General features: G+C 44.6%; 13 protein-coding genes and 2 tRNA genes. 3 read left to right on the forward strand and 12 right to left on the reverse strand.

Annotated features, from left to right (window positions below; all coding sequences use genetic code 11):
* Nucleotides 1-15: 15 nt before the first annotated feature.
* The 9 genes from nusA to rlmE form a co-directional block, all read right to left on the reverse strand.
* The gene (gene nusA / locus OQJ86_RS03565) at nucleotides 16-1,503 is read right to left on the reverse strand and encodes a transcription termination factor NusA (RefSeq protein WP_038865878.1); all 1,488 of its coding nucleotides are present in this window, start codon (nucleotides 1,501-1,503) and stop codon (nucleotides 16-18) included.
* A gap of 36 nt (nucleotides 1,504-1,539) precedes the next feature.
* Entirely contained in the window at nucleotides 1,540-1,995 is a 456-nt protein-coding gene (gene rimP / locus OQJ86_RS03570) for a ribosome maturation factor RimP (RefSeq protein WP_038865875.1), read from the reverse strand.
* A gap of 227 nt (nucleotides 1,996-2,222) precedes the next feature.
* Nucleotides 2,223-2,299, reverse strand: a tRNA-Met gene (locus OQJ86_RS03575).
* 56 nt (nucleotides 2,300-2,355) lie between these two features.
* Nucleotides 2,356-2,439: transfer RNA gene (locus OQJ86_RS03580), tRNA-Leu, on the reverse strand.
* A gap of 17 nt (nucleotides 2,440-2,456) precedes the next feature.
* Complete coding sequence (gene secG, locus OQJ86_RS03585) at nucleotides 2,457-2,795, reverse strand: preprotein translocase subunit SecG (protein WP_010649836.1); 339 nt, start codon at nucleotides 2,793-2,795, stop codon at nucleotides 2,457-2,459.
* A gap of 223 nt (nucleotides 2,796-3,018) precedes the next feature.
* Nucleotides 3,019-4,359 carry a phosphoglucosamine mutase gene (glmM, locus tag OQJ86_RS03590; RefSeq protein ID WP_045420981.1) on the reverse strand — a complete coding sequence of 447 codons (1,341 nt, stop codon included), beginning with the start codon at nucleotides 4,357-4,359 and terminating at the stop codon, nucleotides 3,019-3,021.
* Between the two features lie 19 nt (nucleotides 4,360-4,378).
* Nucleotides 4,379-5,209 (reverse strand): dihydropteroate synthase, encoded by an 831-nt coding sequence (folP, locus tag OQJ86_RS03595; protein ID WP_265986389.1) that lies wholly within the window; start codon nucleotides 5,207-5,209, stop codon nucleotides 4,379-4,381.
* A gap of 69 nt (nucleotides 5,210-5,278) precedes the next feature.
* Nucleotides 5,279-7,258, reverse strand: a complete 1,980-nt coding sequence (ftsH, locus tag OQJ86_RS03600) for an ATP-dependent zinc metalloprotease FtsH (RefSeq protein ID WP_038865868.1) — start codon at nucleotides 7,256-7,258, stop codon at nucleotides 5,279-5,281.
* A 108-nt stretch (nucleotides 7,259-7,366) separates the two neighbouring features.
* On the reverse strand, nucleotides 7,367-7,996 hold the full coding sequence (gene rlmE / locus OQJ86_RS03605; RefSeq protein ID WP_038878958.1) for a 23S rRNA (uridine(2552)-2'-O)-methyltransferase RlmE: 630 nt from the start codon (nucleotides 7,994-7,996) through the stop codon (nucleotides 7,367-7,369).
* Nucleotides 7,997-8,134: 138 nt separating this feature from the next.
* On the opposite strand from rlmE, the gene yhbY reads away from it, so the two are divergent.
* Nucleotides 8,135-8,431, forward strand: a complete 297-nt coding sequence (gene yhbY / locus OQJ86_RS03610; RefSeq protein ID WP_005380066.1) for a ribosome assembly RNA-binding protein YhbY — start codon at nucleotides 8,135-8,137, stop codon at nucleotides 8,429-8,431.
* A 79-nt stretch (nucleotides 8,432-8,510) separates the two neighbouring features.
* Here the strand turns inward: yhbY and greA are convergent, their stop codons facing one another.
* Nucleotides 8,511-8,984, reverse strand: coding sequence for a transcription elongation factor GreA (greA, locus tag OQJ86_RS03615; protein WP_038865864.1), 474 nt, complete (start codon nucleotides 8,982-8,984; stop codon nucleotides 8,511-8,513).
* A gap of 535 nt (nucleotides 8,985-9,519) precedes the next feature.
* Here greA and OQJ86_RS03620 point away from each other — a divergent pair.
* A complete protein-coding gene (locus tag OQJ86_RS03620; RefSeq protein ID WP_038865862.1) occupies nucleotides 9,520-10,524 on the forward strand; it encodes a porin in 1,005 nt (334 codons plus the stop codon).
* Between the two features lie 117 nt (nucleotides 10,525-10,641).
* Nucleotides 10,642-12,066 carry a serine-type D-Ala-D-Ala carboxypeptidase gene (gene dacB, locus OQJ86_RS03625; protein ID WP_265986529.1) on the forward strand — a complete coding sequence of 475 codons (1,425 nt, stop codon included), beginning with the start codon at nucleotides 10,642-10,644 and terminating at the stop codon, nucleotides 12,064-12,066.
* On the opposite strand, the gene OQJ86_RS03630 is transcribed toward dacB, so the two are convergent.
* On the reverse strand, nucleotides 12,045-12,890 hold the full coding sequence (locus OQJ86_RS03630; RefSeq protein ID WP_039976195.1) for a magnesium transporter: 846 nt from the start codon (nucleotides 12,888-12,890) through the stop codon (nucleotides 12,045-12,047). The genes dacB and OQJ86_RS03630 overlap by 22 nt on opposite strands.
* A gap of 421 nt (nucleotides 12,891-13,311) precedes the next feature.
* Nucleotides 13,312-14,499 carry a tyrosine--tRNA ligase gene (gene tyrS / locus OQJ86_RS03635; protein ID WP_038865855.1) on the reverse strand — a complete coding sequence of 396 codons (1,188 nt, stop codon included), beginning with the start codon at nucleotides 14,497-14,499 and terminating at the stop codon, nucleotides 13,312-13,314.
* Nucleotides 14,500-14,600: the final 101 nt, after the last annotated feature.

Below are 14,600 nucleotides of genomic sequence, written 5' to 3' on the forward strand. Positions count from 1 at the left end.
TCCTCCTTGCTGATATTATGCTTCTTCGCCGAACCAACAGATGTTACGTGCAGCCATGATAAGCTCACCTGCGCGTTCTTCTGTCAGGCCTTCAATACCTTCTAAATCGTCGATACCTTGGTCGGCTAGATCTTCTAGTGTTGCAACACCTTTCGCTGCTAGTTTGAACGCCATTTCACGCTCTAGACCTTCAAGACCTAGTAGGTCTTCAGCCGGCTCAAGACCTTCAAATGACTCTTCTTGTGCTAGTGCGATAGTGGTTAGTGCGTCTTTAGCACGGCTACGTAGCTCTTCAACAAGTTCTTCGTTAAGACCGTCTACGTCAAGCAGTTCGTTAACTGGTACGTATGCGATTTCTTCTAGCGTTGAGAAACCTTCTTCAACAAGCAGTTGAGCGAAGTCTTCTTCAATGTCTAGGTACTTCATGAAGTTCTCGATTGATGCTTGAGATTCTTCAGCGTGTTTTTTCTGAAGATCTGCAACAGTCATTACATTCAGTTCCCAACCAGTTAGTTGAGACGCTAGACGAACGTTCTGACCTGCACGACCGATAGCTTGAGCTAGGTTATCTGCTTCAACTGCGATGTCCATTGAGTGTGCATCTTCATCAACAATGATTGATGCTACGTCAGCTGGCGCCATTGCGTTGATAACAAACTGTGCTGGGTTATCATCCCAAAGAACGATATCGATACGCTCACCACCAAGTTCGCCAGATACTGCTTGTACACGTGCACCACGCATACCAACACAAGCGCCCACAGGGTCAATGCGTTTATCGTTTGTTTTAACCGCGATCTTAGCGCGAGAACCAGGATCACGTGCCGCACCTTTAAGCTCGATGATCTCTTCAGCGATCTCAGGCACTTCAACACGGAATAGTTCTGCCAGCATTTCAGGCTTAGAACGCGTGATGAACAGTTGGAAACCACGAGCTTCTGGAGCTACTTTGTACAGAAGACCACGAACACGGTCACCTGGACGGAAGTTTTCACGAGGAAGTTGGTCATCACGTAGGATTACCGCTTCAGCGTTGTTACCAAGGTCCATTACGACAGTTTCACGGTTTACTTTCTTAACAACGCCAGTGATAAGGTCACCTTCGTTGTCAATGAACTGTTCAACGATTTGTGCACGCTCAGCTTCACGTACTTTCTGTACGATAACTTGCTTAGCCGTTTGTGTCGTAATACGGTCAAAAGTAACTGAAGGGATATCATCTTCAACAAAGTCGCCTAGTTGAAGTTCTGGATCTTCATACTGTGCAGCTTCTAGTGAGATTTCTTTTGTTGGATTTTCAACATCTTCTACGATCAACCAACGACGAAATGTTTCGAATTCGCCCGTTTTACGGTCAATAGCAACACGTACGTCGATTTCGATCTCGTACTTTTTCTTAGTAGAAGTTGCTAGAGCAATCTCAAGAGCTTCAAAGATACGCTCACGAGGTACCGCTTTTTCATTCGATACCGCTTCTGCTACCGCTAAAATTTCTTTACTCATTGTATTTAGCCTCTAAGCTTAAACTTTTTTAGGGAACTAAAATTTAGGGATCAGGTTAGCTTTTGAAATGTTACTTAGAGCAAACTCTTCTTGTTGCCCTTCAACAGTAACCGCTATTGTCTCACCATCAACGCTGTGGATAGTACCTGCCCACTTGCGGCGGTTGGCAACAGCCATTTTCAATACGATGCTGACCTCGTGACCAATAAATTGCTCGTAATGTGCTGCTTTGAAAAGTGGTCTTTCTAAGCCTGGAGAAGAAACTTCTAGGCTGTAAGCAACAGAAATTGGATCTTCAACGTCTAATACTGCACTTACCTGATGGCTAACTTCTGCACAGGCATCTACATTGATGCCATTTTCATGGTCGATGTAAATACGTAACGTTGAGTGCGCACCCGCACGAATAAATTCTAATCCAACCAACTCGTAGCCTGATGCCTCTACTGGAGCTTCAAGCATTTCAGTAAGTTGTCTTTCTAAACCAGTCATTTTAACCACTCCAGAAACAAAAAAAGGGCTCAGAGCCCAATCAAAAAACCAAGCAGTATCTGAGCGATTATAAAAACTCAGATAACAAAAAACCCCGAAAGTCGGGGTTTTATGCTGCTGGACCCTGATACGTTAAGAATAGCCAAAAATGCTTTTCTTAACTCACAGTGTGGTTAGCACTGTGCAAACTTGCCAATCGCATCATTCTTTCCAATGAAAGAAGAGATTGGTTGCGGGGGCCGGATTTGAACCGACGACCTTCGGGTTATGAGCCCGACGAGCTACCAAGCTGCTCCACCCCGCGTCCGACTTGCTGAGCATTATACCCTCAAACAAGTGATTTACAAGTTTGTAAATTCATGGTGCCGAGAGAGGGACTCGAACCCTCACACCAAAGGCACTAGCACCTCATGCTAGCGTGTCTACCAATTTCACCATCTCGGCGCATAAACTTTTACAGCTTATTGAGGAATCTCATCACCAGTAGGTGCTGGAACTTCACTCGCTGCATCTTTAACTTGTTCTACAACTGGTTGACCTAACGTTGGGTCTACCCATTGTGACTCAGTCTTGTGCGTAGACATACGACCAAGTAGCAAGCTAATGATAAAAAATACGGTTGCTAAAATAGCAGTTGTTCGGGTTAAGAAATTACCTGAGCCGCTTGCGCCAAACACTGTGTTTGAAGCACCTGCACCGAACGAGGCTCCCATATCTGCGCCTTTACCTTGTTGAATCAACACAAGGCCAATCACACCAAGCGCCGCCAACAGGTAAATCACAAGTAGAACTGAAAACATTTTTTCCACCTATGTTCCAAATTGTTGAGCCAGCGCCGTTCAAAAATAATACTTTCATTTTAGAACAAGGCTAGCGACCTCCTAACGGGAGGCGGAGCAATACTAGCGAAAGCCAGTAACGCTGACAAGGGAAAATTAGCAAAAAATCAGCACTAACGCATTAAGCGCTCAAAAAAAGGGCAAAAGTTGCCCTTTTCTCTCGCAAAAGGCATTAAAGCAATGATTAACAACTCGCTTTTACAGCTTCCGCAATCTTAAGCGCAGAGCTTTGAACAAGCTCTGCATCCTCACCTTCCACCATAACACGGATCAATGGCTCGGTGCCTGACTTACGAAGCAACACACGGCCCTTATCGCCTAACTCCGCTTCAACCGCCGCTACAGAGTCTAGTACGGCTTGCTCTTCAAGTGGATTGTTATCACCAGCAAAACGAACATTCTCAAGCACTTGAGGGTAAAGTGTCATACCTTGCGACAAATCGTGCAACGACATATCACTGCCAACTACAGACGCAATCACTTGCAGTGCTGCTACGATAGCATCACCCGTAGTTACTTTGTCTAGCAAGATAACGTGGCCTGAGTTTTCCGCGCCAATTTTCCAGCCTTTAGCAAGTAGCTGTTCCATGACATAACGGTCACCCACTGCTGCACGCACAAATGGAATGCCTAATTGTTTCAAACCATTTTCCATGCCTAGGTTTGTCATTAGCGTACCAACGACACCACCTTTTAGCTCACCACGACGCAGAGCATCACGTGCGATGATGTAAGCGATTTGGTCACCGTCAATCTTGTTGCCTAAATGGTCAACCATGATAATACGGTCACCGTCACCATCGAACGCCAAGCCGAGATGAGCTTGCTCTTCTACAACGCGCTTTTGTAAAGCACGAACGTCAGTCGCGCCAACTTCAGCGTTGATGTTAGTGCCGTTTGGCTCTACACCCATTGCGATCACTTCTGCACCTAACTCTTTAAATACGTTAGGAGCGATGTGGTAAGTCGCACCGTGTGCACAGTCAACGACAATCTTAAGACTTGCTAGGCTAAGCTCCGATGGGAATGTGCTCTTACAAAATTCAATGTAACGACCAGCAGCATCATTTAGACGTGTCGCTTTACCTAGCTCAGCAGACTCGACACACTCGATGTCTTTATCTAACTCAGCTTCAATAGCAAGCTCGATATCATCTGGTAATTTAGTACCTTCAGACGAGAAGAACTTGATACCGTTGTCGTAATAAGGGTTGTGTGAAGCAGAAATAACAATCCCCGCTTCCGCGCGGAAGGTTTGCGTTAGGTATGCCACCGCCGGTGTTGGCATCGGACCAGTAAAGGTCGCTTTTAACCCCGCAGCAGCAAGGCCGGCTTCCAGTGCAGATTCAAGCATATAACCAGAAATACGCGTATCTTTACCGATGATCACTTTCTTAGTACCTTGTTTTGCTAGTACACGACCAGCAGCCCAGCCAAGCTTAAGTACGAAATCAGGGGTAATTGGGTATTGTCCTACTTTCCCGCGCACACCGTCGGTACCAAAGTAACGTCTTTTGTCAGACATAAAACTTTCCTTAATTCTTTTAGATATTATTTTTCGTCATCTCGACAATTTTCATTGCTTCAATGGTTTCTTCAAAGTCATGAACTCGAATGATCTGCGCACCTTTCATTGCAGCGATAGTCGCACAGACCACGCTTGCATTAGTACATTCCGCTGCGGGTTTATCCAACAGTTTGAAGATCATTGACTTACGCGATATGCCAGCAAGTATTGGTAAACCGAATTCATGGAACTTATCGAGATGAGCGAGCATATGATAATTGTGTTCAATGGTTTTGCCAAAGCCAAAACCTGGGTCTAGGATAAGTTGAGACTTATCAATACCCACCGCTTCACAAGCAGCAATGCGTTCTTTGAGAAATTCTGAGACATCTTCCATCAGATCATCATACTGTGGATTTGCCTGCATCGTTCTAGGTTGACCTTTCATGTGCATTAAGCAAATTGGTAGGTTTGCTTGTGCCGCCACTTCCAGAGCCCCCGGTTCTTGAAGCGCGCGAACATCGTTGATGAGATCGGCTCCCGCCTCATAAGCTTGACGCATCACTTCAGCTTTACTGGTATCAACAGAAATCCAAACATCGTGCTTTTCACGGATAGCTTTGATCACAGGAATAACACGTTGCAACTCTTCTTCTAATGTAACGTCTGGCGCTCCGGGACGTGTTGATTCGCCACCGATGTCAATAATGCTCACTCCAGCCTTAATCATTTTCTCAGCTTGGATCAAAGCAGAATCAAGATTATTAAACTTGCCACCATCAGAGAATGAATCCGGCGTGACATTGAGAATAGCCATCACGTGAGGATGGGATAGGTTGAGGGATTTATTATTTGCTTTAATGATCATAGCTTTAATAATTACAACATAAACAAAAACCCCGAGCTTAACTCGGGGTTTATTATCAAAGACTACTCTTTATTCAGAGTCTTTCTTTTCTGGCACTTCGCTTGAAGTCGCTTCTTGAGTCGTTGATTGCTCTACTGGTTTAGTAGGCTCAACAGACTTCTCTTCCGCTTTTACTTCAGGCTTCGCTTGAGGCTTATCGTCGTCTTCTGGTTTATTAGTAGGTTTATCCCCCCAACCAGCAGGCTCACGAATATCTTCTTTACGTTCCATCAGGTCGTCAATTTGGCCAGCATCAATGGTTTCATACTTCATTAGCGCGTCTTTCATCGCATGCATGATGTCCATGTTATCTTCCAAAATTTGCTTCGCACGATCGTAGTTGCGGTCGATGATCTTACGGACTTCGTCATCGATAAGCTTCGCTGTATCATCAGACATGTGTTTAGTCTGCGTCACACTACGGCCAAGGAATACTTCACCTTCGTCTTCTGCATAAAGAAGCGGACCTAATTTTTCAGAGAAGCCCCACTGTGTCACCATCTTACGAGCGATATCTGTTGCACGTTCAATATCGTTGGATGCACCAGTTGATACTTTCTCTTTGCCGTAAATAAGCTCTTCAGCCAGTCGACCACCATACAAACTAGAAATCATCGACTCAAGATGTTGACGGTTCATGCTTACGCGGTCTTGCTCTGGTAAGTACATTGTCACACCAAGCGCACGTCCGCGTGGAATGATAGATACTTTATACACTGGATCATGTTCAGGCACGAGACGACCAACAATAGCGTGACCAGCTTCGTGGTAAGCCGTAGACTCTTTTGTCTCTTCAGACATCACCATTGAACGGCGCTCTGCACCCATCATGATTTTGTCTTTTGCTAGTTCAAACTCAACCATAGATACATTGCGTTTGTTGCCACGAGCAGCAAACAGTGCAGCTTCGTTGACCAAGTTAGCAAGATCAGCACCAGAGAAACCAGGCGTACCACGTGCAATGAGAGAAGGCTCTACATCGCCAGCAAGAGGTACTTTACGCATATGTACTTTAAGGATCTGTTCACGACCACGTACATCAGGTAGACCAACCACAACTTGACGGTCAAAACGGCCTGGACGTAGCAACGCTGGGTCCAATACATCTGGACGGTTAGTCGCAGCGATAACGATGATACCTTCGTTACCTTCGAAACCATCCATTTCTACTAGCATTTGGTTAAGTGTTTGCTCACGTTCATCGTGACCACCACCAACACCAGCACCACGCTGACGACCTACCGCATCGATCTCATCAATAAAGATGATACAAGGTGCCGCTTTCTTAGCTTGTTCGAACATGTCACGCACACGAGATGCACCAACACCAACAAACATTTCTACGAAGTCAGAACCTGAGATAGTAAAGAATGGTACTTTTGCCTCACCTGCAATGGCCTTCGCTAGTAGCGTTTTACCAGTACCCGGAGGACCAACCATTAGAACACCCGTTGGAATCTTACCGCCCAGCTTCTGGAAACGGCTTGGGTCACGCAGATAGTCCACCAGTTCTTTAACATCTTCTTTTGCTTCATCACAGCCTGCGACGTCAGCAAAAGTTGTCTTGATTTGTTCTTCGCTCATCATACGAGCTTTACTCTTACCGAAGGACATTGCGCCTTTACCGCCGCCGCCTTGCATTTGACGCATGAAGAAAATCCACACACCAATCAGTAAGATCATTGGGAACCAAGAAATAAAGATAGTACCAAGTAAGCTCTGCTCTTCAGGAGGCGTACCTTGTACTTTCACATTTTGGTTGATTAGGTCATCTAGAAGCTTCTGATCATACACTGGCATGTAGGTGACCATTTTGGCACCACCGCCACGACGAACGAAACTAATCTCACCGTCTTTAAAAGTTGCTTCTTGAATCTGGCCTTGGCCAACTTCCTGTACAAACGTGGTGTAGTCCACGGTTCTGCCGTTGCTCTCTCCAGGGCCAAAGCTCTGGAATACCGACATCAACACGACAGCGATAACAAGCCACAGAATTAAATTTTTTGCCATGTCACTCAAGGTGTCAGCCTCTCGATAACTAATTGTAATTAAAGGTAGGGTACTACAGTTTATTAGCTGTAGCTATAGTGTTAACCATGCTCTAAACGAGCGAAATAGTTAACCTTTGTAACCAGTGGCTACAACGAAGACTTCTCGTGAGCGAGCTCGCGATGAGTCTGGTTTTCTGATTTTTACGGCTTTAAACATGTTTCGGACTTCTTTAACGTACTCGTCGAAGCCTTCACCCTGGAAAACCTTTACGACAAAGCTACCATTAGGTGCTAGAACTTGTCGACACATATCTAAAGCCAATTCAACTAAATACATAGCTCGCGGCTGATCTACTGAGTTGTTGCCTGCAATATTAGGCGCCATATCAGACATTACTACGTCTACCATCGAAGGTTGGATTCTTTCCAACAACGCTTCTAATACCGCATCGTCACGAAAGTCACCTTGTAAGAAGCTTACACCAGCGATTGGATCCATTGGTAATAAGTCACACGCAATGATTTGTCCTTCGTCACCTAATATCTTAGCAGCATATTGAGACCAGCCCCCCGGAGCCGCGCCTAAATCGACGACAGTCATACCAGGTTTCAACAATTTATCTTTCGTTTGGATCTCATCAATTTTGAAGTAAGCACGAGAACGATAGCCTTTTTTACGAGCTTCGTTAGCGTATTTATCATCAAAGTGTTCTTTCAACCAACGACCAGAACTAGCCGAATGTTTTTGTTTACTCATTTTAATCCCAACAAGGCGTAAATAGGAGCTATTGTTCTAATAGGCTCAACCTATTGCTCAATAAATTATAGTCTTCAGCAATAGATGGCGTTAAAATAGCTTTTTTCAACCCTTATTTTAAAGAAAATTGGCCGCGTAATGAACCTAAGCACCAAACAAAAGCAGCACCTTAAAGGCCTGGCTCACAGTTTAAAACCTGTTGTGCTAATGGGCGCAAATGGACTTACAGAAGCCGTGCTAGCAGAAATTGAAATCGCTCTAAACCATCACGAACTGATCAAAGTGAAAGTTGCATCAGAAGACCGTGAGACAAAACAGCTAATCATCGACGCTATCGTACGTGAGACGGGCGCTGAAAAAGTTCAGACTATTGGTAAAGTACTTGTGCTATACCGCCAATCTGAAGAGCGTAAAATCGAAATTCCTCGTAAGTAATCTCAACTTACCCTATGGAAGAAGAAAAGGTCGCCAATGGCGACCTTTTTTGCATCTAACGATAAGACATATCGAGTGATTACACGTATTCTACGCTATCGATTTCGAAGTCTTTCGCACCACCTGGGGTTTGAATAACGACTTCGTCGCCTTCCATCTTACCAATCAAACCACGAGCAATTGGAGAACTAACAGAGATTCGACCCGATTTAATATCAGCTTCGTCATCACCAACAATTTGGTAAGTTTTTTCTTCTTCTGTATCGCAATCGATCAAAGTCACTGTTGAACCAAAAATCACTTTGCCTGTGTTGTCCATCTTGGTTACGTCGATAACCTGAGCCACAGACAGTTTGTATTCGATGTCACGGATTTGTGCTTCACAGATACCCTGCTCTTCTCGAGCCGCGTGGTATTCTGCATTTTCCTTCAAGTCACCAAGTTCGCGTGCTTCTGCGATTGCTTCTGAAATCTGTGGGCGAAGCTTTAGTAGACGATCGAGTTCTGTGCGTAGCAATTGTTCGCCACGCATTGTCATTGGAACTTTTTCCATTATATAACCTCAAGGCCAAAGGTGTCTTTGGACAAAAAAAGCCCACCCAACCAAATGGCTAGGTAGTGCGTTCGAAGATTTGTTTCAGTTAGTTTAAACAAACTCCGATATGAAATCACCCTAATTCGATTTCACAGCGTGACAGCGAAAGAAATACCTCGTCATGAATTGTTTTTAGATTTAACCATCATCGCAGTTTATTGGAAAACAACACTGTTCATTACACTAAAAACATCAAAAAAGATAAAAACAAATCAATGTCAGACCAATGTCAGCCCCAACCTAACCATTTAAATACAATAACTTACACTAAAAACCCAAACAATTGAACACTGTTCATTAGTTGGATTTATATCATTTTACTAACTCATAAGGAAACTTTAGCAGTAAAACATGTCCGGCAAGCTGTTACGTCATAGCTTTTTCGAATGTGGGCGATTCTCACGAGTGAAACTATACGCACAACAACAGCTTGTGAGAGATAACCTCTCCCCCATAAAACAATGATTATGGACAGCTAACTAGGACAAATAAGATGAAAAAGACTCTAATTGCTCTTTCTGTATCTGCAGCAGCTATGGCAACTGGCGTTAACGCAGCTGAACTTTACAACCAAGACGGCACTTCTCTAGAAATGGGCGGCCGTGCTGAAGCACGTCTATCTATGAAAGATGGCGACGTAGCGGATAACTCTCGCATCCGTCTAAACTTCCTTGGTACTCAAGCAATCAACGACAACCTATACGGTGTTGGTTTCTGGGAAGGTGAGTTCACTACAGCTGAAGAAGGCGGCGTAGACGGCAACAGCAATCTAGACACTCGTTACGCATACGCTGGTCTAGGCGGTGCTTTCGGTGAAGTTACTTACGGTAAAAACGACGGTGCGCTAGGCGTTATCACTGACTTCACAGATATCATGGCTTACGCTGGTAACACAGCTGCTGACAAACTAGCTGCGGCTGACCGTTCAGACAACATGTTCTCTTACAAAGGCCAATTCGAAAACCTAGCAGTTAAAGCTAGCTACCGTTTTGCTGACCGTGTAGAAGAAAACGGCGCATACAAAGACAACGGCGAAGATGGCTACTCTCTATCTGCAATCTACACTCTAGGTGACACTGGTCTTGACCTAGGTGCTGGTTACGCAGATCAAGCTGACGCTAACGAATACATGCTTGCTGCTTCTTACACTATGAGCGACCTATACTTCGCTGGTGTATTCACTGACGGCGAAAAAGAAGCTGACTTCAAAAACACTGTAGACTACACAGGTTACGAACTAGCGGGTGCTTACACTCTAGGTCAAACTGTGTTCACTTCTACGTACAACAACGCAGAGACAAACGGCGATACTTCAGCGAACAACTTCGCTATCGACGCGTCTTACTACTTCAAGCCTAACTTCCGTGGTTACGTATCGTACAACTTCAACCTAATTGATGCTGGCGATAAAATGGGTTCAACTGAATTCGCTAACCACAAAGCGACTAAAGCTGACGCAGAAGACGAGCTAGCTCTAGGCCTACGTTACGACTTCTAATTCAGTCTTAAGACTTGAAGATAAAATGCTCGCACTATGCGGGCATTTTTTATATCCAGAATTCTGCGATTTTTCGGTATATACTCAATTGCATAACTAACCTCACGAACTGTCACTATGCGCTTACCTTGGTCTTTATTACTTTTTTCTAGTCTCGCCCCACTCACATCTATGGCTTATCCTCATCAAGAGGTTTTGCCAGAAGGCTCCCGTGTCAGCTTGATTGCTGAAAAACTCAACGACCAAAGTGAGCTAACCGGTATTAATCCAACCGACCAATATTTCCCGCCAGCTAGCACGCTAAAAGTCGTCACCGCTTTGGCTGCGAAACTTGAACTGGGAAACAACTTTGCTTTTTGCACTACCCTAGAAAGCTCTAGCTCGGACGCCGTCATTCATTTTTCTGGTGATCCAACGTTGTTGACTGGCGATCTCAAAAATCTACTGACTCGCGCAAAGAAAAACGGTTTAATGCAAATCAAAGGCGACCTATGGCTCGATAATAGTGCCTTTACTGGATACAACCGCGCGGTCGGTTGGCCGTGGGACATTCTAGGGGTTTGTTATAGTGCGCCAGCATCGGCGATCACTCTAAATGACAACTGTGTTCAAGCTTCCATCTACACCAAGAAAAACGGTTCAACGCGGGTTTATGTTCCTGAGCATCAACCAATTAATGTCAGCACTAGTGTAAAAACCGTGTCTAGAAGCGTTCAAAAGAGCCGTCATTGCGATTTAGACCTAATTGCCAAGCCCGACAACCATTATGAACTTAACGGCTGCCTCGTTGACCGAGGGGACAAACCGTTACCTCTTAAATTTGCCGTACAAGACCCAGAAAGTTACACCAGCAAAAAATTAGAGAAGTTGCTTAAACAAGTTGGAATCAGCTTGAAAGGCAATATCCGTATCGGCACGCCTCCAGAAAAGCAGCGTAAATTGCTCGCGATACATAAATCGAAGCCTTTACCTCAATTGTTGGATCAAATGCTCAAACGCTCTGATAACCTTATTGCCGATACACTGACCAAAACATTGGGCGCGAAGTTTTTTGTCCAGGCGGGAAGCTTCGCCAATGGTACAGAAGCGATCAAGCAAATTATTTTTGCCAATACTGGGGTCGATATCCGTAATGCAAGACTAGAAGATGGCTCTGGCTTATCACGTAACAACCGAATCTCAGCGACCTCTATGGCGGCAGTCCTGCGTTACATTTGGCAGCATGAGAAGAAACTCAACCTAATCGCCATTATGCCAAAGTCAGGTGAATCTGGGACTTTGCAGTACCGAAAAAGTATGCGTAAGGCACCGATCAAAGGGCAGTTGATAGCAAAGAGTGGCTCGTTATACGGGACTTACAATATGGCAGGGTATGGGTTAGATAAGAATGGTAAACCAAACACTGTGTTTGTTCAGTTTGTATCGGATTATTTCCCAGAAAAAAGGGACGATAACAAACCTGTCGTCGCCCCTATTACGCGTTTTGAAAAACTCTTCTATCAAGACATTATCAGCTTCAGTCAGGCAATACCTAAGAAGTAGTTAACAACGGTAAAATAAATCCACATACCTGAGATATCAACAATTGATGCTAAAACTGGGCTCACCAAAACGGCAGGGTCCAGTTTAAATGCTCGAGCAATAATAGGCAGTAGCCCACCTAATGTCGTCGAAATAGTCACCTGAATAAACAGAGCGACTGCAATAGCAAATGCGATGGTTTCAAGCTCAAAACCGCCCGTTGATTGATTACCGCTAAACAGCATAATTCTGCCAATCATCACGATAGAAATCGTAAACGCGATACATAAAGCGACGCGGCTTTCTTTCCAAAGCACTGCAAGCCATTGACGCTTCTTAAGCTCCCCAGTTGCAAGAGCTCGGATAACTAACGTAGCCGCCTGCGTTCCTGTATTACCACCAGCAGCAGCAATCACAGGCATGTATACAGCCAGCAAAACCAATTGGCTTAGTGTGTCCTCGTATTGAGCGATGATAAGTCCAGAGACAATACCAAGTAATGCAAGGGCAATGATCCAGCCAATACGCTGCTTCACATGCTCGATAACACTCGTCGATAAATAACCGTCCGGAGTATCAACCTCTGACATATGCAGCCCTAGCTGGTGCGCATAATGTCTCGCTCGTTTGTCATACCCTGCTTGTTCTAGTTGAGCAATTAGGCTGTTCACATAACCAACCGAGCAGTGCTGTAAAATACCGACGGCTTCGTCGATAGGCATTACGGTCAATAAGTGTAGCTGTTGCTCCTGCTCATATTGCAGAAATGCATTACGAGCGGCACCAATTTCAACCTCTGAGAAGTTTGGTGTTGTTTCAATAAAAGTGTTGTTCATTACCGTCATGGCGAATCTCCCGATTGGCATTGGTAACGACCATCGACAACGCACGCAAAAGGTTGTTCGCGCGCTTGCTTTCTATATAACAAAATCAAGATGCGTGAAGACATCAATGCAATTGCACTGTCTGTTCAGAATCAGTTGAAGGAAATAACAAGAAGGAAAAATAGAAAAGATGCCTTACCACTCAGGTAAGGCGGAGATCGCCAATACCGAAGCGGGTTATTTCGCTCCCTTAATCTTACTCACCCAGCAACTGGGAGGATGGTCGGTATTGTTCATGTAAATCTCCGATAAAACTGCTCATTTTGCAGCGCGCGTATAGTAACAAAGTTCATCTATTTTTACAGTCAATGTCATACGATTTCACTAAATTTTAATACAAAAAAAGCGCCGATTAGGCGCTTTCATTTTGGGCAGTTATTGATTACTTAATAGTAATACGTGCAAATTTGCGTTTGCCAACTTGGAATACGTAAGTTCCAGATTCTGGCGCAAACTTCGCATCAGCAACTTTCTCGCCTTCAATCTTAGCTGCGCCTTGTTTAACCATGCGCATTGCTTCAGAAGTTGAAGCACATAGACCTGCTTCTTTCAGTAGGTTTGCTACTGGTGTGCCCGCTTCAAAATCAAACTCAGGCATTTCATCTGGAATTTGGTTCTTAGCAAAACGGTTCACGAATTCTTGCTCTGCCGCATCAGCATCCGCTTCACTATGGAAACGAGCAATGATTTCTTTCGCTAGCAGTACTTTGATATCACGAGGGTTCTTACCTGCTTCCACGTCAGCTTTGAACTGTGCAATTTCTTCCAATGGACGGAAAGACAGTAGCTCGTAGTAGCTCCACATTAGATCGTCAGAGATAGACATGATCTTACCAAACATTTCGCTTGGCGCTTCGCTAATACCAATGTAGTTACCAGAAGATTTAGACATCTTCTTCTCACCGTCTAGACCAACAAGCAATGGCATCATTAATACCACTTGTGGTTTTTGACCGTGAGATTTTTGCAGTTCACGCCCCATTAGTAGGTTGAACTTCTGGTCAGTACCACCAAGCTCAACGTCTGTTTCCATTGCTACTGAGTCCCAACCTTGCAGTAGTGGGTACATAAACTCATGAATAGCGATTGGCTGACCACCTGCGTAACGCTTTTTAAAATCGTCACGTTCTAGCATACGTGCAACCGTTTGGTTAGCCGCTAGACGAATCATACCCTCGGCACCAAGCTCAGATAGCCACTCAGAGTTGAACTGAATCTTAGTCTTAGCCGGATCAAGAATCTTAAATACTTGCTCTTTGTATGTCTCTGCATTGCGCAATACGTCTTCACGGCTAAGTGGAGGACGCGTTGTGTTCTTACCTGTTGGGTCGCCAACCATTGCAGTGAAGTCACCGATTAGGAACGTCACTTCATGACCTAGCTCTTGGAACAAGCGAAGCTTATTGAAAATAACCGTATGGCCTAGGTGGATGTCAGGTGCTGTTGGATCGGCACCGAGTTTAATACGTAGAGGACGGCCTTCTTTTAGTTTCGCGATCAGCTCTTCTTCTGGAATCAGCTCTTCAACACCGCGCTTAATCTCGGCTAATGCAGCTTCAATGCTCGCCATTCTTGTTCACTCCCACAGATTTGGCAAAAATATAATAGCTGAACATCTTACTTGAATAGCGATGCATTTTGAAACACGTTAGACTAGGTAGTTGTCAATTT

Origin of the sequence: Vibrio sp. Sgm 5 (assembly GCF_026241575.1) — a bacterium.
Taxonomy (GTDB): Bacteria; Pseudomonadota; Gammaproteobacteria; order Enterobacterales; family Vibrionaceae; genus Vibrio; species Vibrio jasicida.